This window comes from Butyrivibrio sp. XBB1001, assembly GCF_000424505.1.
Lineage (GTDB): Bacteria > Bacillota > Clostridia > Lachnospirales > Lachnospiraceae > Butyrivibrio.
Genome location: NZ_AUKA01000014.1, coordinates 1 through 22,260, shown reverse-complemented (window position 1 = coordinate 22,260; position 22,260 = coordinate 1). Strand labels below are relative to the sequence as shown.

Annotated in this window: 18 protein-coding genes and 1 pseudogene; 12 read left to right on the top strand and 7 right to left on the bottom strand. The window is 41.1% G+C overall.

Translation table 11 applies throughout. The features are described 5' to 3' along the window. Window positions 1–5: 5 nt before the first annotated feature. Window positions 6–1,784 (bottom strand): ABC transporter ATP-binding protein, encoded by a 1,779-nt coding sequence (locus G631_RS0111945; protein ID WP_026489647.1) that lies wholly within the window; start codon window positions 1,782–1,784, stop codon window positions 6–8. A gap of 141 nt (window positions 1,785–1,925) precedes the next feature. Between G631_RS0111945 and nikA the strand changes: the two genes are divergently transcribed. The 9 genes from nikA to G631_RS0111900 all read left to right on the top strand — a co-directional run bounded on the left by nikA (window position 1,926) and on the right by G631_RS0111900 (window position 14,232). After that, window positions 1,926–3,572, top strand: coding sequence for a nickel ABC transporter substrate-binding protein (gene nikA / locus G631_RS19065; protein ID WP_051197201.1), 1,647 nt, complete (start codon window positions 1,926–1,928; stop codon window positions 3,570–3,572). Continuing rightward, on the top strand, window positions 3,569–4,513 hold the full coding sequence (locus G631_RS0111935) for an ABC transporter permease (RefSeq protein WP_026489646.1): 945 nt from the start codon (window positions 3,569–3,571) through the stop codon (window positions 4,511–4,513). Before nikA ends, G631_RS0111935 begins: the two co-directional genes overlap by 4 nt. Continuing rightward, window positions 4,510–5,358 carry an ABC transporter permease gene (locus G631_RS19060; protein WP_051197199.1) on the top strand — a complete coding sequence of 283 codons (849 nt, stop codon included), beginning with the start codon at window positions 4,510–4,512 and terminating at the stop codon, window positions 5,356–5,358. The genes G631_RS0111935 and G631_RS19060 overlap by 4 nt, the downstream gene beginning before the upstream one ends. After that, window positions 5,342–6,319 (top strand): ABC transporter ATP-binding protein, encoded by a 978-nt coding sequence (locus tag G631_RS0111925; protein WP_026489645.1) that lies wholly within the window; start codon window positions 5,342–5,344, stop codon window positions 6,317–6,319. The genes G631_RS19060 and G631_RS0111925 overlap by 17 nt, the downstream gene beginning before the upstream one ends. Next, the gene (locus G631_RS0111920) at window positions 6,306–7,217 is read left to right on the top strand and encodes an ATP-binding cassette domain-containing protein (RefSeq protein WP_026489644.1); all 912 of its coding nucleotides are present in this window, start codon (window positions 6,306–6,308) and stop codon (window positions 7,215–7,217) included. Before G631_RS0111925 ends, G631_RS0111920 begins: the two co-directional genes overlap by 14 nt. A gap of 7 nt (window positions 7,218–7,224) precedes the next feature. After that, window positions 7,225–8,019, top strand: a complete 795-nt coding sequence (locus G631_RS19055) for a class I SAM-dependent methyltransferase (protein ID WP_255345415.1) — start codon at window positions 7,225–7,227, stop codon at window positions 8,017–8,019. 75 nt (window positions 8,020–8,094) lie between these two features. Beyond that, window positions 8,095–10,818 carry a type I pullulanase gene (pulA, locus tag G631_RS19050; RefSeq protein ID WP_035789773.1) on the top strand — a complete coding sequence of 908 codons (2,724 nt, stop codon included), beginning with the start codon at window positions 8,095–8,097 and terminating at the stop codon, window positions 10,816–10,818. A gap of 104 nt (window positions 10,819–10,922) precedes the next feature. Next, window positions 10,923–11,639 (top strand): anaerobic ribonucleoside-triphosphate reductase activating protein, encoded by a 717-nt coding sequence (locus G631_RS0111905; RefSeq protein ID WP_026489643.1) that lies wholly within the window; start codon window positions 10,923–10,925, stop codon window positions 11,637–11,639. A 169-nt stretch (window positions 11,640–11,808) separates the two neighbouring features. Further along, on the top strand, window positions 11,809–14,232 hold the full coding sequence (locus G631_RS0111900) for a ribonucleoside triphosphate reductase (RefSeq protein ID WP_026489642.1): 2,424 nt from the start codon (window positions 11,809–11,811) through the stop codon (window positions 14,230–14,232). A gap of 55 nt (window positions 14,233–14,287) precedes the next feature. On the opposite strand, the gene trxA is transcribed toward G631_RS0111900, so the two are convergent. The 4 genes from trxA to G631_RS0111880 all read right to left on the bottom strand — a co-directional run bounded on the left by trxA (window position 14,288) and on the right by G631_RS0111880 (window position 18,669). Continuing rightward, window positions 14,288–14,605, bottom strand: a complete 318-nt coding sequence (gene trxA, locus G631_RS0111895) for a thioredoxin (protein ID WP_026489641.1) — start codon at window positions 14,603–14,605, stop codon at window positions 14,288–14,290. Window positions 14,606–14,762: 157 nt separating this feature from the next. Beyond that, on the bottom strand, window positions 14,763–16,520 hold the full coding sequence (locus G631_RS0111890; protein ID WP_035789772.1) for a flavocytochrome c: 1,758 nt from the start codon (window positions 16,518–16,520) through the stop codon (window positions 14,763–14,765). Between the two features lie 131 nt (window positions 16,521–16,651). Continuing rightward, a complete protein-coding gene (locus G631_RS0111885) occupies window positions 16,652–18,112 on the bottom strand; it encodes a serpin family protein (protein ID WP_026489639.1) in 1,461 nt (486 codons plus the stop codon). After that, window positions 18,109–18,669 carry an RNA polymerase sigma factor gene (locus G631_RS0111880; RefSeq protein ID WP_026489638.1) on the bottom strand — a complete coding sequence of 187 codons (561 nt, stop codon included), beginning with the start codon at window positions 18,667–18,669 and terminating at the stop codon, window positions 18,109–18,111. The genes G631_RS0111885 and G631_RS0111880 overlap by 4 nt, the downstream gene beginning before the upstream one ends. A 172-nt stretch (window positions 18,670–18,841) precedes the next feature. Here G631_RS0111880 and G631_RS19045 point away from each other — a divergent pair, with 172 nt between their 5' ends. The 3 genes from G631_RS19045 to G631_RS20295 all read left to right on the top strand — a co-directional run bounded on the left by G631_RS19045 (window position 18,842) and on the right by G631_RS20295 (window position 20,750). Then, window positions 18,842–19,813: a pectinesterase family protein gene (locus G631_RS19045; protein ID WP_051197193.1), complete on the top strand. Its 972-nt coding sequence runs from the start codon at window positions 18,842–18,844 to the stop codon at window positions 19,811–19,813. Window positions 19,814–19,942: 129 nt separating this feature from the next. Beyond that, complete coding sequence (locus G631_RS0111870) at window positions 19,943–20,227, top strand: hypothetical protein (protein WP_081671344.1); 285 nt, start codon at window positions 19,943–19,945, stop codon at window positions 20,225–20,227. After that, window positions 20,217–20,750, top strand: coding sequence for a DUF4299 family protein (locus G631_RS20295; RefSeq protein WP_026489636.1), 534 nt, complete (start codon window positions 20,217–20,219; stop codon window positions 20,748–20,750). The genes G631_RS0111870 and G631_RS20295 overlap by 11 nt, the downstream gene beginning before the upstream one ends. Window positions 20,751–20,912: 162 nt before the next feature. Here G631_RS20295 and G631_RS21525 read toward each other — a convergent pair whose 3' ends face one another. Together G631_RS21525 and G631_RS21165 are read right to left on the bottom strand one after the other, a co-directional pair. Further along, window positions 20,913–21,812 (bottom strand): GNAT family N-acetyltransferase, encoded by a 900-nt coding sequence (locus tag G631_RS21525; RefSeq protein ID WP_081671343.1) that lies wholly within the window; start codon window positions 21,810–21,812, stop codon window positions 20,913–20,915. 146 nt (window positions 21,813–21,958) lie between these two features. Further along, window positions 21,959–22,260: pseudogene (locus G631_RS21165) on the bottom strand (RNA-guided endonuclease InsQ/TnpB family protein); the annotation flags it as partial.

Here is a 22,260-nt window from a genome sequence, read left to right as displayed (position 1 = left end):
ATACTTTACTTTATGTGCCAATCTAGAGTTTTACGATAGGTATTCCACAGCTTTGAGTAAACTCCATTTTTTTCTAAAAGTGTATTGTGGTTACCTCTTTCAACGATTTTTCCATTCTCCATAACCAAAATCTGATCTGCATTAGATATTGTATTAAGCCTGTGGGCAATGATTACTACAGTTTTTCCATCAACAAGTCTGTTGATTGCTTCTTTTATCAAAGTTTCGCTTTCTTCATCCTGAGAAGCAGTGGCTTCGTCCATTACGATTATAGGAGCATTCTTTAAAAAGGCCCTTGCAAGGACTATTCTTTGAATCTGACCGGTTGAGAGATATGTTCCTTCTGAGCCTATAATGGTGTTATACCCGTCAGGAAGTTTTTCTATAAAATCGTGGCAATTAGCTGCTCTGGCCGCATTTATTACATCTTCAGGATTAGTGCACTCTTTTCCACAACAGATGTTATCATATATGCTCTGGCTAAAAATCCTGTCATTTTGTAGCACAAATGCTATCTGATCCATAAGAGCATTTATCTTCATATCACGAATATCCATGTTTCCTATGGTGATACGTCCATTTTCAACATCCCAGAATCTGGCAATAAGTGAGGCAATAGTACTTTTTCCACTTCCTGAAGTTCCAACTATTGCAGTAGTTGTTCCGGGCGAGACAGTAAAAGAAATATCGGAAAGAGCAGGATAATCAGCATTTTCTTTGTAGGAAAAAGAGACATGCTCAAAAGAGAGTGTGCTGTTATCTGCTGTAGTGTTACCTTCCGGCTGTGGAAGTTCTTTTGCTGCCATCAGGGTATGGTAATTCTCTACATCAGCATTAACGCGCATAAATTCTTCCATGATACGCCCGATTTTAGGAATGATCGAGGCCAAGGAAGGAGCCAGGATCAGATTGAAAAGAAATCTGACAGCAAAATCTGGCCAGGCATCAAAGGATGATGGCGCAGTTAAAATTGCTACAGGAATTAAAAACAGATATATATTCCCCACAAGTGTGAAAAACCAGGGCATATGTTTTTCCCAGTTTCTTGTGTAGGGAATGACCATGTTTGTGTAGTCACTGATAGATTTATCCAGCTTTTGGAAGGCGCTGGATTTTTTTCCATAGGCCTTTATAACGGATATGCCTCTTATACATTCCAAAGATGCGCTTTCCATCTGCTCCAGAGCATCGTAATACAAGTCCATCATATGCTTGGCGCCACCTCTTCCCATGGAAAGATAGTGGAAAACATAGGCAATAGCAATACCAAAGAGCATAGCAAGGCCAAAGCGAAGGTCAACGGCTACAATTATAAGTATCATGGCTACTGGATAGACTACAGAAATTACCATGTCTGGAAGTTTGTGAGCTATGAAACTCTGTATATTTGAAATCCCACTATCCATAAGCTGATATTGCCTGCCACTTCCGTATTCCAGATGGAAACCAACAGGGAGCTTTGCCAGCTTTTCAGCTAATAGGATCTTAAGGTCAAAAGAGGTCTCAAATGCAGCAACGTGAGACAAAATCAGGGCACCAAAATAAAGCCCTACGTTCAGTATTGCACTACAAACTGCGATAACGCTGAGACTGATGAGACTTGTTCCTGATAAGCTTTCACTATGAAGGAAAAGAACTTTAAGAATTTTATATATAACCAGATATGGGACAAAATACATGAGGCTTGAAATGGTTGCTAATAATACGGATAAAGACATAAGTAGTGGCTTTTTAAAAGAAATACCAAGTATTCTGCGAATAATTGTAAAGCGTGAGCTAGGCACAGAAAAACCTCCTGAAAATACATAATTGTAGAGAAATTCTAACATCTAAATCTAGAACATGTAACCCCCCGGGGGGCTTGCGGAGGTATTTTGCTTGCTTAAAATATATAGAGCATATTATTTTTTGAGAGGTATTTACAAATGAAAAAGAAGAGTATTTTAGGTCTTTTAATTGCTGCGTCTATGTTCGCAGGAGTGCTGACAGGCTGTGGCAATGATGCGGCACAAGTACAGGAGGAAAACAACGTAGAGACTGCGCAGGAAACAGATGCAGCTACTAGTTCTGACCATGTGTTTACAGTAGCTTCTTCAACGGATATAGGTGTATCACTTAATCCTCATATGTATCATTCTGGAGCTGCTCTTTATGCACTTAACTTTGTATATGAGCCGCTTGTAATGTATTCAAAGGGCGAGATTGTTCCAGCTCTTGCAGATGAGTGGTCAGTTTCAGAGGATGGTCTTACTTACACTTTCCATATCCGTGAAAATGCTAAATTCTCAGATGGAACTGTATGTGATGCCAACAACGTTGTAAAGAACTTTGATGCTATATTACAGGATCGCGATGCTTATGCATGGATGGGCGTTTGTGCCAATATGGATTCCTGGTATGCGGTAGACGACCATACCTTTGAGTTCAAGCTTACACAGCCTTATTATCCAGCACTTCAGGAACTTGCATCTGTCCGCCCATGGAGAATGCTTGGAGATGCAGGCTTTATGGATGATGGAAGCAGCATTAATGGCATCAAGGAACCTATCGGAACAGGAGCTTTTGTTCTGTCTGATTACAAGGAAAATGAGTATGCTGAGTTTGTAAGAAATGAGTATTATTGGGGCGAAGCTCCAAAGCTTGATAAGTTCAGAGTTCAGATTATCACTGATAGTCAGACTGCTGTAAGCGCTTTTGAATCCGGACAGGTTGATATGCTCTACGATAATTATGAGAGCTCACTTATGGGAATAGATACATTCAAGTCTCTTCAGGACGAGGGTTATGTATCTGCAATTTCTGATCCTGTTCTTACTCGTGTTATTACACTTAATTCAAGCAAAAAGCCATTGGATGACTTTAATGTACGTAAGGCAATCATCCTTGGACTTGATAGACAGACAATGGTAGATAGTATTTTTGGTGGCCTTGAAGAGATGGCACAGTCATATTATTGGCCAAATGTAATGTACTGTAATGTAGGCCTTGAGGGATATGCTTATGATCCTGAAGAGTCAGCAAGACTCCTTGATGAAGCTGGATGGAAGCTTGAAGATGGTGCTGAATATCGTACTAAGGATGGAGAGACTCTTAGTCTTGAGTATTATTATGATGCTTCACACGCAGTTCAGACAAGCTTTGCGCAGGTATTCCAGTCTGATATGAAGAAGATTGGAATCAAGGTGAATATCATGGGTGAGGAATCAAATGCTAATAGCAACAGAATCTACGGTGGTGATTTCCAGGTAGGATATTCTGTAAGCTGGGGAGATCCTCAGGATCCATACTCAACTCTTAATGCAATGAGTCTTGATGGATATACAGATGAGCAGTTCGCACTTGCTCCATGCGATGGCTATGCTGAGTTTGCGGCAACTGTTCAGAGTACCTTTAGTGAAACAGATCCAGCTGTTATTCAGGAAAAGCACGACTATCTTCTTCACTACATCGAAGATCAGTATTGCATTATTCCTATTTCATATCAGACAAACAGAGCTATAGCACAGAAGGGTGTAAGTGGTATTGAATTTGGCTATTCAAATGTAATGCCAATGACTTCAGTTTCAAGATGAAAAAATATGTATTAAAGCAGATAATACTTATAATTCCGACAATTTTACTGGTTTCTGTTATATCTTTTGTCCTTATCAGAATGATGCCTGCAGATGCAGTAGATACGTATCTTGTGACACATCATTTAGAAAAGAACGAAGAAAATATCAAACAAGCACAGGAGAGATTTGGCCTTAATGAGCCAGTGTATGTTCAATATATTAATTGGCTTGATGACACTGTTCATTTGAATTTTGGCATATCCTATTCATCTAACCAGGAAGTATCCGCCATGCTGGGGAGCGCCTTTATTAAGACGCTCCAGCTGGCGCTTTCTTCCATTGTATGGATATTAATTATCACGCCCATTCTTGGGATAGGCGCTACCATAAAGCCTGGAGGATTTTTAGATAAATTCACCAGGTTTTATTGCGTTGTAGGAACAGCAGTGCCAGTTTTTGTGCTGGGATTTATTTTTATTAGATTTTTTTGCGTAGATCTTAAAGTTTTACCTGCAATTCCGGATGGCTCTCTAAAAAGCCTGATTTTGCCATCGTTTACCCTGTCAATTTCGCATATTGCATATTTTGTTCAGATGCTTAGAAATGAAGTAAATGAGAACAGGCAGGAAATGTATGTCCTATATGCAAGAGCAAGGGGAATGCGCAAAAGAACTATTTTCTGGACGCATATTCTTAGAAATTCTTTACTCCCTTTAGTAAATACAACAGGAATATCTCTGGGCGGCCTTATAGCAGGAACAGTAATAATTGAAAATGTCTTTTCATGGCCTGGACTGGGAAGACTTATAACCAAGGCAATCTTGGCACGAGACTATCCTGTAATCCAGGGTTATATCTTAATTGTGGCTATAACCTATATTATTGCAAACACCGTTGCAGACTTGATGAGTGCAATTGTTGATCCCAGGATAAGGCTTGGAAAGGGGGATGTGTCATGATGGATGGTACAAGAAAAAGAAATCCCGCATTTATTCCTGCATTAGTTTTCCTGTTGCTAATGGTTCTGATCATTATATTTGCTGACAAAATCTGTATTCATGATCCAACAGAAATAGATCTTTCTATGAAGTTTGCTCCAAATAGCTTTGAGTATCCATTTGGAGCAGATGACTTTGGACGTTGCATTTTCTGCAGATGTATTTATGCTGTCAGAAATTCTGTCCTTATAGCTTTTACTATTGAGTTTGCATCAGTGTTTATTGGTATGTTCGTGGGGATGCTGGCAGCATATTTTGGTGGAATCTTAGACCAGCTATTTGCAGGTATATGCAACGCTCTTATGGCATTTCCGAGCACAATTCTAATTATGCTGATTGCTGCATTTTTAGGGGCGAGTACAAGAAATATAATACTTGCAATGCTGCTGGTTAACTGGATCTGGTATGCCAGAATATCAAGAAGTATCACACTGACAACAAAAGAAAGGAAATACGTCCAGGCGGCAAGACTTAGTGGTGCAAGGCCATTGACTATTATCAGAAGACATATAGCTCCATCAATCATAACTCAACTTGTGGGACAGTTTACCTTGTCTCTAGGTAATGTGGTTCTGGGCCTTGCAGGGTTTTCTTTTCTTGGAATTGGTATCCAGCGCCCCACTCCGGAACTTGGAATAATGATAAGCGATGGCTGCAACCTGATACGTACAAATTTTGGAGTTTTGCTCTGGCCGGGTGTGATTCTTTTTCTTATTGTTTTGGATTTTAATATTCTAGGAGAATATGTTAGCCACAGACTTAGAAATAAAAATACGAGGAGGGGTGTAGATGCAGGAACTGTTTAAAATAGAAAACTACAGCCTTTTCCTTAACTCTGGTGGTAAAAGACAAAATGTCATTACCTCTGCCAATCTAAAGGTTGGCAGAGGAGAGGTCGTGGGACTAATTGGTGAGAGTGGTAGCGGGAAAAGTATGCTCTGGAAGAGCCTTCTGGGCCTGGCAGATACGGTGTTATGGACTAGTACGGGATCTTTTAAGTTTGACGGCAGGGTAATAGAGTGCGGCAATGAAAAGGATTTAGCTCCACTTCGGGGCAAGGAAATTGCAGTTATAATGCAGGATACTATGAGTTCCTTTGATCAGCTCTTTACCATAGAGGAGCATTTTATTGAAACTGCCAGAATCCATACTAATTGGACCAGAAAAGAAACTATAAAAAAGGCTATAGATCTTTTACTTAGCCTGAACATACGCTCCCCTGAAAAAGTGCTTAAAATGTACCCTTTTCAATGTAGCGGTGGAATGCTGCAAAGAATTATGATTGCAATTGCTCTTATGCTAAATCCCTCAATGATCATAGCAGATGAGCCTACAACGTCTGTGGATGTTACTGCCCAAAGGGAAATCATAGCTCTTTTAAAGCAGGTAAAAGAGAAATTCGGAACAGGAATTTTGTTTATTTCTCATGATATGAAGGCGGTGGAAAACCTTGCAGATAGGGTATATGTAATGTACGCAGGCTATCTGGTTGAAAGCTTTGATGGAGAAGACTTTAAAGAAGGTAAGGTGTTTCATCCTTATACACAAAAACTCCTTCAGTCCAGACCATCATATACCAGAGACTATTTGCCTGTATTAAAAGGAAATCCTCCAGCATTATCGGAACGTCAGGCAGGATGCCCTTTTGCACCCAGGTGCCCTGAGAGCATTGATGAATGTCGCATATTTGATATGAGCCAGTCGGTAACAACACAAGGACACAGAATTTGCTGCATCAGATGGGAGACCCAAAATGAGAATACTTGAAATTGATAATGTGGTTAAAAACTATCAGGGTGGAAGCTATTTAAGACCTAAAAAAGTTCAGGCAGTAAAGGGTGTATCTCTACATGTAGAAAAAGGTGAGTGTCTTGCGATAGTTGGAGAGAGTGGGAGTGGAAAGAGTACTATAGGAAGGATAGCCATTGGTCTAGAACTTCCAAGTAGCGGGCATATTTTATACCGGGGAGAAGAATTGGATGCTCGTCACATAGATAGAAGGGCCAGACAGGCACTACAGATGGTATATCAGAACTCTTATGAAGCTACAAATCCAAGATTTACTGCCAGACAGGTAATAGAGGAGCCAATAAGGTACTTTAAGCTAAAAAGTCGCGCCCAAAGAGATGCATATATTAATGAGCTCTTGTACAAGGTAGGCATTCCTGCAATCGAGGCTGGCAAAAAGACCACTGAATTTAGCGGTGGTCAGCTTCAGAGAATATGTATAGCAAGGGCCCTTGCGGCAGATCCTGAGCTGATAGTGCTAGACGAGCCCCTTAGCGGCCTGGACATATCTGTTCAGGCCCAGATTCTAAACCTATTAAAGAAACTGAAACTTGAGTATGGTCTGTCCTATCTTATGATCAGCCATGACATAGAAGCAGTATACAACCTTTCTGACCGAGTAATGGTCATGTACAACGGCAGAGTTGTGGAGGAAATAGATGACATTGAGAAATTTGGCAATATGTGTCATCCATATACTAAGCTTCTTACTGGTGCAGACTTGTCAGTTTCAGGCTATCAGGACAAGGAAGAGGATACAGCAGGCTGCGTATATGCTAACAGATGTCAAAAGGCATGTGTAAACTGTTTCAAAACTGTTCCAGAGCTAAAAGAGATAGAGCCAGGACACAAGGTAGCGTGCCATCAAATTAATTAACAACTGATTGCGATTTGCGCAACAGAACGTACAAAGGAGATATATGAAGCAGGAAGAAATAAATAAGAACTGGTCTGAAAGTTCAACTAATTATGACAGGATAATACAGGACGAGCTTCAAAGCTTCAGGGTTGAGGCCTGGCAGGAGCAGATTTTGTCGCACTTTGATGAAAAGTCTCGCCTCAAGATCTTAGATCTTGGCTGCGGGCCAGCATTTTTTTCTATCATACTCTCAGCCAAGGGCCATGATGTTATAGGGATTGACGGAGCAGAGGGGATGATTCAAAGAGCTAGAAGGAATGTTAAAAACAACAATTCAACTGCAGAAATCCTGGAAATGAATGCTGCGAAGCTTGATTTTCCGGATAATTCTTTTGATCTGCTTGTATGCAGAAATGTTACGCACACACTTCTTGATCACGCAGGCACTTATACAGAGTGGAAAAGAGTTCTAAAGCCAGGCGGAAAGCTTCTCATATATGATGCAAACTGGCATTTTGAGTTTGCAAGGCCTGATATCAGGGAGCAATATCTAAGGGACTGGAAAGAGTGCATCAGAAGATTTGGATCTGATTTTAATGAAAACACTGACCCTGATGCAATTCCGGAAATAGAAGAGGAGCCAGAGGGTGGCCATCCTTTATTAGATCTTGTGCGCCCGGACTTTGACTATGGCGTATTAAAGGCAATCGGCTTTAGTGAGATCTCTTTTGTCAGAGATATTACTGAAAGGTTATGGGATGACAAGGAAAAGCTTCTGTATGGTACAACTCCAATGTTTGAAATCTGTGCAGTGAAATAAAGTACCTTTACTACTCCTCCGGAAAATAGTAAAATAAAGGAAAACGTTTTCCGAAAATTGGGAGGTAAAGAAAAAGTGAAAAGAGTGATCACAAGGCACGCTTTTGCGCTTATGATGGCGGCTATGATGCTGGTAACAAGCTTGTTTTCCGGATTTGGCATGTCCATTACTGCAAGAGCAGATGAGGGAGTTACGCTTAAACTCCACTATCACAGAGAGGATGGAGATTACGCAAAATGGGATGTCTGGATGTGGCCTGATGGCGGTGAAGGTGCAGGATACCCATTGCAGGATGAAAATGGCGAGATGGTTGCGACCATGGCAGTTCCAAGTGGCTCTACCAAGGTTGGATTTATCGTAAGGACACAGGATTGGGACAAAGATGTTGATATGGATCAGTTTATTGATATATCCGAGGTTGTTTCAGGGACAGTTAATGTCTACGTTGAATCTGGCGTAGAGGGAGCTACAAAGGAATATGGTGATGATGTTATGACAGGTACAAAGCTTAAAACCGCAACTTATGATGGCAAGAATACTATAACAATTGAGCTTACAGGCGAGATAGAAGAGTCACTTATGGATTCTTTTTATGTCAGAGGCCGACTTGGAGATGTGGAAGTTAAAAAGGTTTCATTAAAAGAGAAGGCTTCAGACAGCCAGTATTTCTATGATCTTAACATTGCTTCTGAGCTTGAATATAACAGAAACTACCGTGTTGGCTTTGATGGGCAGGAATATCCTGTAAATATGCCTGTTATATATTCAACACAGGAATTTGAGGACAAGTATACATATGAGGGCGAGGATCTTGGCGCTACCTATTCCAAGGACAAGACCACTTTCCGCGTCTGGGCACCTACTGCTGAGGCAGTTTCTGTAAATCTTTACGAGTCAGGTGATCCCTGGGAAAAGGATCTGAAGGAAGCTGTTGAGATGACGGCTGATGAGAAGGGAACCTGGGTAGCAGAAGTTTCTGGAGACCTTGCAGGTACTTACTATACCTATACAGCAATTCTTGATGGATTAAATGTAGAGGCATGTGACCCTTATGCCAGAACAACAGGAGTTAATGGCAAAAGAGCTATGGTCATAGATCTTGATGCTACAAATCCTGAAGGCTGGGAGAATGACAAGAATCCACACAGCAACGAGCAGATAAATGATGCTGTTATATATGAGCTTCATATCCGCGACTTTTCTGTTAATCCTGATGGAAATATGGTAAATGCAGGAAAATACACAGCATTTACTGAAACCGGAACAAAAACTAAAGGTGGAAAGGCTACTGGTATAGATTATATCAAGGACCTTGGAGTGACACACGTTCACCTTCTTCCTTTCTATGATTTTGGGTCTGTTGATGAGAATACCACAACTACTGACAGATTTAACTGGGGCTACGATCCTGTTAACTACAACGTTCCAGAGGGCTCATACTCTACAGATGCGCATGACGGTAATGTACGTGTAAGAGAAGCCAAGGAAATGGTAAAGTCTCTTCATGATAACGGTTTATCAGTTGTTATGGACGTAGTATATAACCACGTATACAGCGGTAAGGATTTCTGCATTAACCGCCTTGTTCCAGGTTATTTTTCAAGAATAAATGCTGACGGAACATATTCAAATGGCTCAGGATGCGGCAATGATACAGCATCTGAGCGTTCAATGGTCAGAAAATATATCGTTGATTCAGTTTGTTATTGGGCTGATGAATACCACATTGACGGCTTTAGATTTGATCTTGTTGGACTTCTTGATGTGGATACTGTAAATGAGATTGTCTCAGAGGTTCACAAGACTCACCCTGATGTTATCTTCTATGGTGAGGGCTGGAGCATGAATACTGATGTTACCAAGGAAAATATTACTATGGCAACACAGCAGTCGTCAGAAAAAACTCCAGGTTTTGCATATTTTAATGACAACATCAGAGATGGTTTAAAGGGAAGTGTATTTAATACAGCAGAAACAGGCTGGGCTTCTGGTTCTAAGAACGCTGAGCGTGCTATGGCAGCATCTTTCCTTGCAACAGAAACCTGGTCCAAGAACCCATCACAGATAATTCAGTATGCATCCTGCCATGACAACAATACTCTTTATGACAGGATTGCTATGGCTAGAACAGATCTTGATGAAGAATCCTGGATCAAGATGAGTAATTTAGCTGCTTCTTTCTACATGACAGCCGAGGGCGTGCCCTTCATGCAGGCTGGTGAAGAGATTCTAAGAACTAAAGTAAAGGAAGACGGCTCTTTTGACTCCAACAGCTATAGTTCAGGAGACGAGGTCAATAGTCTTAAATGGGAGACACTTGATGATCCCAAGTATCAGGAAAACTATGAGTTCTACAAGGGGCTTATTGCCTTTAGAAAAGAGCATCCGCTTTTAAGGCTCACCTCAGGTGATGAAGTAGCTGCGAGAGTCACAGCTGTAACTGATCTTGATAAGAATGTATTGGCATTTACCATGGACAATACAGACAAGGCTGTAGAGGGCGAGACTGCAGAGCAGATTTTCCTTGCATTTAACCCAAATGACGCAGCTACAACTATTACTCTGCCTGAAGGAAACTGGAATGTTTGCGTAAAGGGTACAAAGGCCGGAACAGAGGTAATAGAGACAGTTTCAGGAACACTTACCGTTGACCCTGTTTCTGCAGTAGTTCTTGTAAAAGGCGAGAACAAGGGCACAGCAAGCACTAAGGCTCCACTACTTCCTATAGTCGCTGGCGTTGCAGGATTAATTGCTATAGTAGGCGGTATCTTTGTAGTATTGAAGAGAAAAAAGAAATAAATAACTAATGTTATATTGAGCCTGCATCTTAGCAAGATGCAGGCTATTTTGATACAATAGAAACTGATGTCAGGATCAATGTAAATTTGTGTGGGGGATTTTATATGCAGATTCATGGACTTCAGAAAATGACTCTTTTAGATTTCCCGGGGAATGTGGCTTGTACCATTTTCCTTGGCGGGTGTGACTTCAGATGTCCATACTGTCACAATTTTGAGCTTGTTGATGGCAGCGCTGAGCCAATAATGGACGAGGAGGAGTTATTTTCTTTTCTGGAAAAGAGAACGGGAATCCTGGATGGAGTCTGCATAACAGGAGGGGAACCTTGTCTTAGGAGAGATCTTCCTGATTTCATAAGGCGCATAAAGGCTTTGGGTTACAAGATTAAGCTCGATACAAACGGAGCTCATCCAGATATGGTAAAAGAGCTGATGGATGCGCAGCTTATCGATTATGTAGCCATGGATATCAAGAACTGCCCAGAAAAATACGCTATTACAGCAGGACTTACCAAGCGAGCTAATAGTGATTTAAACAAGCGTTTTAGTATAGAGGCTGTTGAACAGACAGTTTCACTTCTCCTGGAAGGTCGCATAGATTATGAGTTTCGCACTACTGTAGTTGAGAGGTATCATACGGAAGCTGATTTTCATGAAATTGGAAAATGGATTACAGGAGCAAAAAAATATTTTTTGCAACAATATGTGCCTAGAGATACAGTACCAGACAGCACTTTGACAGCGCCGAGCCGTGAAACTATGGAAGAATTCATCAAAATTGTGAGGCAGTATGTACCGAGCGCGGAACTGCGCGGCCTTTAATCAAACCACAATATCTTGTGGTCGTATAATCTGAAATATCTATATATTGACGAAATATTATATTAATGATATCTTAATCATAGTTAATATTCTTATGGCGGTTACTATTTTCAGTCTTTGAATTAATAGATTGTTCATAGTAACTTTGATTTTCTCTAGGGGGTTTCTTATGTATCAGGTTGTTAAGCGCGATGGCACAATCGCAGAATTCGACATTTCCAAGATTTCAGCGGCAATTACAAAGGCATTTGTAGCGCTGGAGAAGGATTACCACTCCAGCGTTATTGATCTTATTGCACTTAGGGTGGCTTCAGATTTTGAGCCCAAGATAGTGAACGATAAGATCACAGTGGAAGAGATTCAGGATAGCGTTGAGAAGGTTTTATCTGAAGCAGGCTACACCGATGTGGCCAAGGCATATATCCTTTATCGTAAGCAGCGAGAGAAGGTTCGTAACGTTAATTCTGCCCTTTTAAATTACAAGGATATTGTCAATGATTACCTTAAGATCAACGATTGGAGGGTAAAAGAAAACTCTACAGTCACATATTCTATTGGAGGCCTGATCCTGTCCAATTCAGGTGCTATTACAGCTAATTACTGGCTTTCAGAAGTATATGACGAAGAAATTGCATCAGCTCACAGAAGCGCAGCTATCCATATTCATGATCTTGCAATGTTAAGTGGTTATTGTGCTGGATGGAGTCTCAAGCAGCTCATTCAGGAAGGCCTTGGCGGAGTTCCTGGCAAGATCACATCTGCACCTGCTTGTCACTTATCGACCTTGTGCAATCAGATGGTTAATTTCCTTGGAATTATGCAGAATGAGTGGGCGGGAGCTCAGGCATTTTCATCATTTGATACCTACCTTGCACCTTTTGTTAAGGTGGATAACTTGTCTCAGGCAGAGGTCAAGCAGTGCATTCAGTCATTTGTTTATGGTGTTAATACGCCTAGCAGATGGGGAACACAGGCTCCATTTTCAAATATCACTCTGGATTGGACAGTGCCAAATGACTTGCGTAACCTAAATGCTATTGTGGGCGGCAAAGAGCTTGATTTTACCTATGGTGATTGTCAGCACGAAATGGACATGGTCAACAAGGCATTTATTGAGATAATGATTGAGGGAGATGCCAACGGACGCGGTTTCCAGTACCCTATCCCTACATATTCAATAACAAACGATTTTGATTTCAGCGAGACTGAGAATAATAAACTTTTATTTGAGATGACAGCTAAATATGGTACTCCATATTTTTCTAATTACATCAATTCAGACATGGAGCCAAGTGATGTCAGGTCCATGTGCTGCAGACTGCGTCTGGACCTTAGAGAGCTCAGGAAAAAGTCAGGAGGCTTCTTTGGTTCAGGCGAATCTACAGGATCAATTGGTGTTGTAACCATCAATATGCCTAGAATTGCATATCTTGCCAAGGATGAGGAGGATTTTTACAAGAGACTTGACCATTTAATGGATATAGCAGCCAGAAGCCTTAAGACCAAGAGAGAAGTAATTACAAAGCTCCTGGATCAGGGACTTTACCCATACACCAAAAGGTACCTTGGAACCTTTGCAAACCACTTCTCAACCATAGGACTTATAGGTATGAACGAAGTTGGTCTTAATGCCAAGTGGATTGGCGCTGACATGACTGATAAGAGAACCCAGGAATTTACCAAGGATGTCCTTATCCACATGAGAGATCGCCTTTCAGATTATCAGGAGAAGTACGGGGATCTTTATAATCTGGAGGCTACGCCTGCGGAGTCAACAACCTATCGATTCGCCAAACATGACAAGGAAAAATATCCTGATATTATAACTGCAAACATGGATGGAACCCCTTATTATACTAATTCTTCGCATCTTCCAGTTGGCTATACAGAGGATATTTTCTCTGCCCTTGATATTCAGGATGAGCTTCAGACTCTGTATACATCAGGAACAGTATTCCATGCTTTCCTCGGAGAGAAGCTCCCTGACTGGAAGGCTGCAGCAAATCTTGTTAGAAAGATTGCCCAGAACTACAAGCTTCCATACTATACCATGTCTCCAACATATTCAGTATGCAAGAATCACGGATATCTTTCGGGAGAGCAGAAGGTTTGTCCTCACTGCGGTGAAAAGACTGAGGTTTATAGTAGAATCACTGGCTATTACAGGCCAGTTGCCAATTGGAATGATGGAAAAGCCCAAGAATACAAGGATAGAAAGGTTTACGATATTGGACGTTCTGTGCTGAAACATGAAAAAGCAATTAGTAATTCAGAGCAGATTCAGTCAGGATCCAGCTTTGCAGAAGCTGCGATAAAAAAGTCTAATAAAGATGCAAGTATAAATGCCTTAAATGTGGATGAGGCGGTAATGCTCTTTAAAACACAGACCTGTCCAAACTGCAGGATTGCCGGAATGATGCTTGATAAAGCAGGAATTCAATATAAAGAGCTGGATGCGGATGAAAATCCAGAGCTTGTAGAAAAATATAATATAATGCAGGCTCCGACACTTATAGTGTGTTCGGGAGATGTCATCCAAAAGCTCAACGGTGTTTCAGATATTAAGGGATGGCTTGGAGAGAGAATTTCATAAAAATTTAGAAGCCGGATTTACTAAAACAGTAAATCCGGCTTCATTAATTAAATCATCAAAGAAGAGAATCAAGCTTACCAGCAAGAACATCAGCAGGCATAGCTCCTGTAAGGGTTTCTACAAGCTCACCGTTCTTAAACATTAAAAAGCTTGGAATTGACATGATATTGTACTTGGCAGCAAGAGCTGATTCCTCATCAGAATTGATCTTACCAACCTTGATCTTACCATCATACTTCTCAGCCATTTTCTCAACAACTGGCATCATCATCTTGCAAGGACCGCACCAGTCTGCATAGAAATCTACAAGAACTGGGATATCGCTCTTTAACACTTCATTATCAAAATTATCATGTGTGAATTTATACTCCATAAATAAGTACCTCCGATTATTTGTAAGAAGATTTTTTGTATCTGATAATTACATTGTACACAATCTAAAATAATTGTCAACAATTAAATTGTAAATATTATCTTAAAACGAAAAAAAGGCCGCGAAATTGCGGCCTTCTTTAAGTTAACTATTTTATTTATTTCGAAGCATTCTCACCAGCAATTCGTCCAAATACTACGATGTCGGCAACGGCATTTCCGCCGAGACGGTTTGCACCGTGGATTCCGCCAGTAACTTCTCCGCAGGCGTATAATCCAGGGATAGGAGTTCCATCTTTTGAAATGACCCGAGCTTCAGTATTTATCTTGACACCGCCCATACAGTGATGTATTCCAGGGCCAACATTAACTGCGTAATAAGGTCCGGAAGAGAGGTCAGTAAGTGGAGTTCCGATATCTCTTGAAAAATCTGGATCTTCGCCAGCTTTTACATAGCCAGACCATTTGCTTACTGTATCTAAAAGGGCAGTAGTAGCATTTGCATCAAATTCCATGGCTTTTGCAAGATCATTTAGAGTATCACCCTTTACAAGATATCCACTCTTATCAAGCTTTTTGATAACTGCTGAACCTTCATACATTTCCTCGTTGGCAATCAGCCAAACATTTCCGCCAGTCTGTGCAACTTCAGCAGCAGAAACAGCATCTCTTGTTCCGGTTTCATTTGTGAATCTGACACCTTCTCTATTTACCAGGATTGCACCATCACCACGAAGAGCTTCGCCAACAAGGGCGCCATCAGTAGGTATAACTGTAGGATGAAGCTGGATCTGCTCCATGTCTACAAAGTCTGCACCAACTTCACCGAGGAAGTCGATAGCATCACCACTTGCAGTAGCAACATTTGTGGAGATAAAGCCCTCAAGATCAGGGCGAAGAGCTACGACGCGGTCCATATTGCCACCAAATCCACCAGTTGCGACAACAACTGCATTTGCATGGATTGTTATAGTTTCACCATATTCTCCTGCGGCGATAACTCCACTTGCTTTTCCATCTTCCATGATAATCTTATTTACAGAAGCGCCTGTTATTATTTCAACGCCCAGCTCATCAAGCCTTACACCTAGTGCAGATACCAGGAAATTACCTACTGAGGTTACATTTCCCTCAGCATCTGTAGGACGATGTGTTCTTTTTGCACTAAGTCCGCCCATAGTTCCAAGAGGGCCGGAAAGAGGAGCATTTTCCTTATCAAGCCAGTCGATTGCAGCAGAGGTATTCTCGGCAAGAGTTCTTACAAGCTCCGGATCATTTATTTCTTTTCCGCTCTTCATTGTATCTTGCACGAAAAGATCTACAGAGTCCTCTACACCCTGCTCTTTTTCATAGTGTGTTTCTGCGGCATTCATTCCTGAGCTGGCTCTGCTGGTATTGCCGCCTAGAATATCGCTCTTTTCAAGGAGGATGACCTTCTTACCATTTTCAGCTACAGTGATGGCTGCTGTCATACCTGCACCGCCACCTCCTACTACAACTACATCAGCTGTAGCTTCGTAGTCTTCAGAGGCACCACCGCCTTTATTACTTCCATCTGCCACAATTCCGGCCTGTGAAAGGGCTTGTCCTACAGCTTCAAGGAAGCCTTTTGAGGAGTAAGTGGCTCCGGATATGGCGTCAATGTTTACGTTCTGAGTCTTCAGAATCTTGGTTCGAAGCGCTTTGATGGCACTACCACCAATGGAAGGAGTTTCACCCTCTGTCTGATATGTAATGTCAGTGATTGTATTTCCTTCTACAAATACTGAAACTTTGATTTCACCTGCAAATCCTTGGGCGGCGCCATCATACTGATGTCCGTTTCGCTCAACAACATAGGTACTGCCCCAAATACATATAAGAAGCAGTGCTACTACAGCGAAACATGATATGATTCTCTTTGTAAGGGTATTCATGTAGCTTTTCCTTTCTATATACATAAACTACAAACGAAAATACATCTACATATTAACTATAATACATATCGGAACTTTATGCTAGAAAAAACAGTCCCTTTCGGGACTGTTTTTAGAGAAAGATAATATATTTACTCAACAACTTGACCATAGAAGAGAAGTTCTGGTGTCTCACTATCTGTAAGGATCATATACTTAAAAGGCTCGTCTGCAGTAAACTCTTTTACCTCAGGTTCAATTTCCACACATCCTTCTGTCATCATTATGACTGTTGCAGCAGCAGCTTCTACTCCGCTTTCGTCAAGCTTGATCTTGGTCTTTTGTATAATATCTGTGATATAAAGGGACATCTCATTACTCATAACTGAAAAGTCAGCATCTGTTGTAAAAGGAGAGCTGGCGCCACGAGCTTTGCAGAAGTCAATCAGCTGATTATCAGATAAAGATGTCTCGGTCTCAAATTTAGGAAGCTTTATAGCAACTTCTTCGTAGGATGCTTCTGAAATCTTAGAAGTTATATCATCCACATCACCAAGGATAAATACAGCATTTATACCGCCATTCATAGGGAGAACAACAAATTTTCCGTTTTCATCCTCATAATACTTGAATCGATCCTGCTGGTTCATGAACTCTTTTTTTACAGTTGCACCTGATATAGTGGTAAAATCATCTTCCTGAGTAGCATATTCTTCAAAGGCTGTTACCCATGAGGTTTTCAGGTAAAGAGTATTTACGAGAATCAGGTCTGTCATTGATAAGTCGTTACTGATAGAGGGGATGAGGCCGTTTGTGTTTTCATTTATCCAGCTGTTGACCTTGTCTGTGATCTTGTCTGGGCTTACATTTTCTGCAGTAGCGTCAAAGTTTTTCTCTACATATGAGATATATTTTTTTGATAGCTTACCGCTTGACCTAGTATTACGCCAAATGGAGTTTTCCAAGTCAAATACGCCGTCAGGAGCTACTGAATCGTCCCCATAGTACTGACTAAATTCTTCATAATCTTTCTTGGCATTTTCAAGCCATTTAGCATAGTCTTCTTCAGAAGCGACAACCCCCTCATACCAGGCAGTTACTTCATCCATGCTATTAAAGCCCATGGCATGCAAAAGCTCATCCTTGGTTTCATTATCTGCACCGGCAACGGCCAAGGCCAGAGCGGCTCTAAAAGATGTAGGAGATATCATAAAGTTTTGGTCTGCATAACCAGAGTCTTCTATAAACTTTATAAGTGAACTGTCAAAATCCATGTCCGCGTAATCCCCTTCATTATATGCTTGTGTTGTTTGAAACTTGTCGGATCCTTCTGTCGCTACCTTCACTTCGCTTTCTTCTGTTTCTACAGGTGCAGATTCTACGACCATTTCCTCGGCATTGGAATTATCATTTTCAGGGATTTGTTGTCTGGTTATAAGTTCGTTTCTAATAATAACTCCTGCTATTATAAAGAGAAAAAGACCTGCAGCTGCCAGGAAGTAAGGCTGCAAATAGGTTATTTTTCTTTTCTTCTTTGATGGAATCTTTTCAGCTGCTTCTATATGCTTTGGGTCAATTTCTCCAATGGCATCTAATAAATCATGTTCATTCATACTATAAATCCTCCCTCGTATAGGTAGTTCTTTAGCCGTTCACGCATTCTGAACAAAGTGGTCTTAACCTTACTCTGCGGAAGAGAGTATTTGTCACAGATTTCAGTAATGGATTCAAAATACCAGTATCTGCTTACGAAAATGTTGCGTTGCTCTTCTGGACATGCGTCCAGAAATTTGTTAATAAGCGCTGTAAGTTCTTTTGCTTCATTTTCATGTTCAACATCACTTGATCCTGCAATACATTCCTGCATTTCATCTGTGAGTTCACAGAAAAGTGCGGTTCTTTTCTGCCTGCTCTCGTGGCGCAGTCTGTCTATAGCCAGATGACGAATGATCCTTCCGACAAAAGCGAATAAGTAGGTCCTTGGCTCATTTGGCGGAATCAGATTCCAGGTCTTGAGATAGGCATCGTTTTCACATTCATCTACAGTTTCAAGGTCTGAAAGCACGTTTTTGGCTATCTTTTTTAATTTATTTCCGTATTTCTCCGCTGTTTCTGCTATAGCAGATTCATTGCGATCAAGGTAGAGCTCTACAATTTGTGAGTCATCCATAAGGAGTGCTCCTTCCATATTTTTTAGGCCTTCACTCTATATAGCGATATTAATCATAACATGGTTACACAGGAAGTCATAAATAAAAGCCCGTTAATCTTCAAATATTTAGGATATAATGAATAGAGCAGGGCAAGATGCTTTGAGTAATGATTGTTTAGGGAGAATTGAAATGTTTGAGATAACTGTGGGAAAAGAAAACGGTGATTATTCCACCATAACAGAGGCGATACAGGCAGTACCATATGAAGAGAGTGCTGTGATCCATATTGGAAGTGGAATTTTCAGGGAAAAGATATTCTGTGAAAAAAGAGATATCTCTTTTACCGGAGAGGGAATTGATAAAACCATAATTGAATATGATGACGGAGCTTTCGATACAATGGAAGATGGCTCAAAAAGAGGAACTTTCAGATCTTTTACAGCCTTTTTTGGCGGGAAAAAGGTGTCGGTCAGCAATATGACAATAGCCAATACTGCAGGAGATGGATCGCTTCGCGGCCAGGCCATAGCAGTGTATGCAGATGCTGATGAGTGTCACTTTGAGAATGTGAAGATGACTGGCCATCAGGACACTCTTTTCTGCGCTCCGCTTCCTCTTACTGAGAGGCAAAAGAATGGCTTTATGGGACCTAGAAAGCTGAACGCGAGAAAACTTACAAAACAGTATTATAAGAACTGCGAAATCTACGGTGATGTGGACTTTATTTTTGGCGGCGCAGACGCTGAATTTGAAGATTGCCTTATTCAGTGCAATAACAGAAAGCGCAATGTGATGGAATGCGGTGGAACTGATGTTGAAAGTGGAAAAGACTCAGAGAAACGCTTTGTAAACGGCTATATTACAGCTGCCTGCGGCAGCAAAGACAATCAGGGCTTCATATTTAGAAATTGCATCATCAAGGGCGAGGAAGGGTGCGATGAGGGCTCAGTATTTTTAGGACGCCCATGGCGCGACGAGGCTAGAACCGTGTTTATTGACTGCAAGATGGATAAGTCCATTGCTCCTGAGAGATTTTCGGGCTGGGGAGCCATAGATAAGGATCAGCCAGATACCTACTATGGAGAAAGAGGCAGTGTTTCCCTTGAGGATGGACAACCTATTTCTTTGGACAGGAAGAATTCCTGGGTTAGGGATATTTAGTGCCATCATTCGTGATTATTCTCATTTAGAAACACAATATCTAGGGGTTGCAAAACAGAACATGAGTTCGTATAATGTAATTGTATCGAACGTACGTTTGCAAGACTTATGATAAGTGGGTTCCTGGATATGAGTAGAGTGATAGATAATGTAGATGTTATATGTGAACATAAGGCAGATGGAAGCGTGATCCCCTTGCGTTTCAGATTGCTAAATGAGGATGGGGCTTATGAGGCCTATACTATAAAGGGCTATCGGCAGTTATATAGTAAGGAGACCTATAGAACTCCGGATGGTGTCTACGTGTGTAGTAAGGACAGGGTATTCGAATGCAGGGTACTGATATTAGATATGTATAGGACTGTGCGACTGTACTTTGACATAGATAAGGTTTCCTGGAAGATTGCAATCTGAGCTTTTGCAGCTTTCAGATCAGAAGGAAATGGCCAATGAATTTGGAAAAACGATCATTCTGGGTGCAATAAATCCCGTGGTTCTTGAGTGCAACGCTATTGCAGAATTTGCCGATAGGGGTGATCTTGAAGGTTATGCTATGCTCTTACATAACACTCAAGCCCAGGATTTGTACTATGCGGTTCCGAGAGTATATAGAATCGGACAGGGTGCATTCTTTGGCAATTACGCCGTTACCGCAACCGCAGACGCGGTTTTCCCGCTGAAAGCCAGTGAGCCTATATTATTCAAGAATCCCAATACAGGAGAAGATCTTAAGTGTGATTTTTTCACGGTATCTTTATGTTCACTTGAGAAAGATGCTATCGTAGCCAGAATCTCTTTTGATGACTTCAAAAAAGAGGTTGATCTTGACTCGTTGCCCAGGTATGATGCCGAGCACGTGATCTTGCGCGACATGACCGAGGAACGCATTGACCAGATTGTTGCCAAGAATTATCCCGATCCTATAACATCGTTTTAATATACAAAGTCCGTGGCAAAATTCATCGCCACGGACTTTTTGTATTGCAGAGCCGCTGATATGAAATATGTCAGCTAAGCTGACCAGCGGCTCGCAGACGAGTAGGAAGACTGACCGCCTTCTACTCGATTTTCTATTGGAATGACGGGTATAAGGGTTAATTTATAAAGTAAGATTCTTCTCTTTTTCAAAGAAGGCTTTCTTTAGCTGCTTATATTCTTCCTCTGTACAGACCTTTTTGCACATGGGTTCAAACAACTTTGTGACTTCAAAGCATTCCTTTATGTTGGCGCAGGGATATTCAGCGCACTCAGCACAAGTCTTTATTCCTCTTTTTTCGCAGCATTTTACAACATGATACCTGCACCAGTTCTCTGGTTTGCATCCTGTACACGATATCTCATCATTATTCACAACATGATCGCGGTATCCTATCTTAAGCCACAGCTCTGCCGTATGGTGGAGCTCTTCTTCGGTTTTCTCATAAGGATGCGCAATATATCTGGGACAGGATGCGCAGTCATTTCCACATGCAGCCAGCACTTTCACATCTCGCATAATAACTGAAACATGGGTGATTTCATTCACAGGATCAGGATATTCCTTTTCAAAATGCATCCCTATAGCTTCCGCGGTTTTGATTGATGCAATATTTGTATACTTACAATATGAGTAAAAGGCTGGATAATCTGTATTCTTGAAAGCCCAATTAAGTACTGCATTTGCAGCTTCTTTTGCATATCCCTGCCGCTGACAGTTCGCGCGTATGTGATATCCTATCTCCGGAAGTATCACCCCATCAATATTCTGTAGCGTCAGCCCGCAATCCCCTATCATTTCACCTGTATCCTTAAGGCAAACAGCCCAAAGACCAAAGCCATTTTCGCGGTAACGTTTCATGTTCCTTTCAATCCAATTACGCACCCTTTCTTCATCGAAGGCATATGGATAATGCTGCATGATATCAGAGTCTGTAAGCACCTGATATAGTGCAGAAAAGTCATCCATATTCATTTCCCGTAGGAATAACCGGTCTGTTTCAATAATTGCCTTCTGCTCCATAAGCATTATTTCCCTTTTTCTACACAAATTTCATTAAATATGTGTTTCTTTCAATGTTAAAAAACTCCCTTGAGATTATTATGAAGGAAAAAGTGATAATATAAAATGAACTACCCTCACCGACTCCACGTCGGAAAGGGTTTCTGTTATGCCGCATGGCGGCATGAACCTGTAGGATGCTCTATGCAGCCTGCAGAACAGGGCATGTCCACTATGCCTCTATCCCATTGGCTTACCTTTGGGAATACTTTCCTTAAGATGTTTGCAGCTCCATTTATGTCTGCATTTGTTATTGTACCATCGTAGTGTCTGTAAAGTCCTCTCTGTATCCTCTTTCCTGAGAAAAAGTAGTTTCCTGAACTGTTCTTTTTATACACAGGGATATAGTCTTTTGCAAGAAAGTCTGCCTTTGATGTGTAGCTTTCTTCCGTGAGAACAAACTTTATAC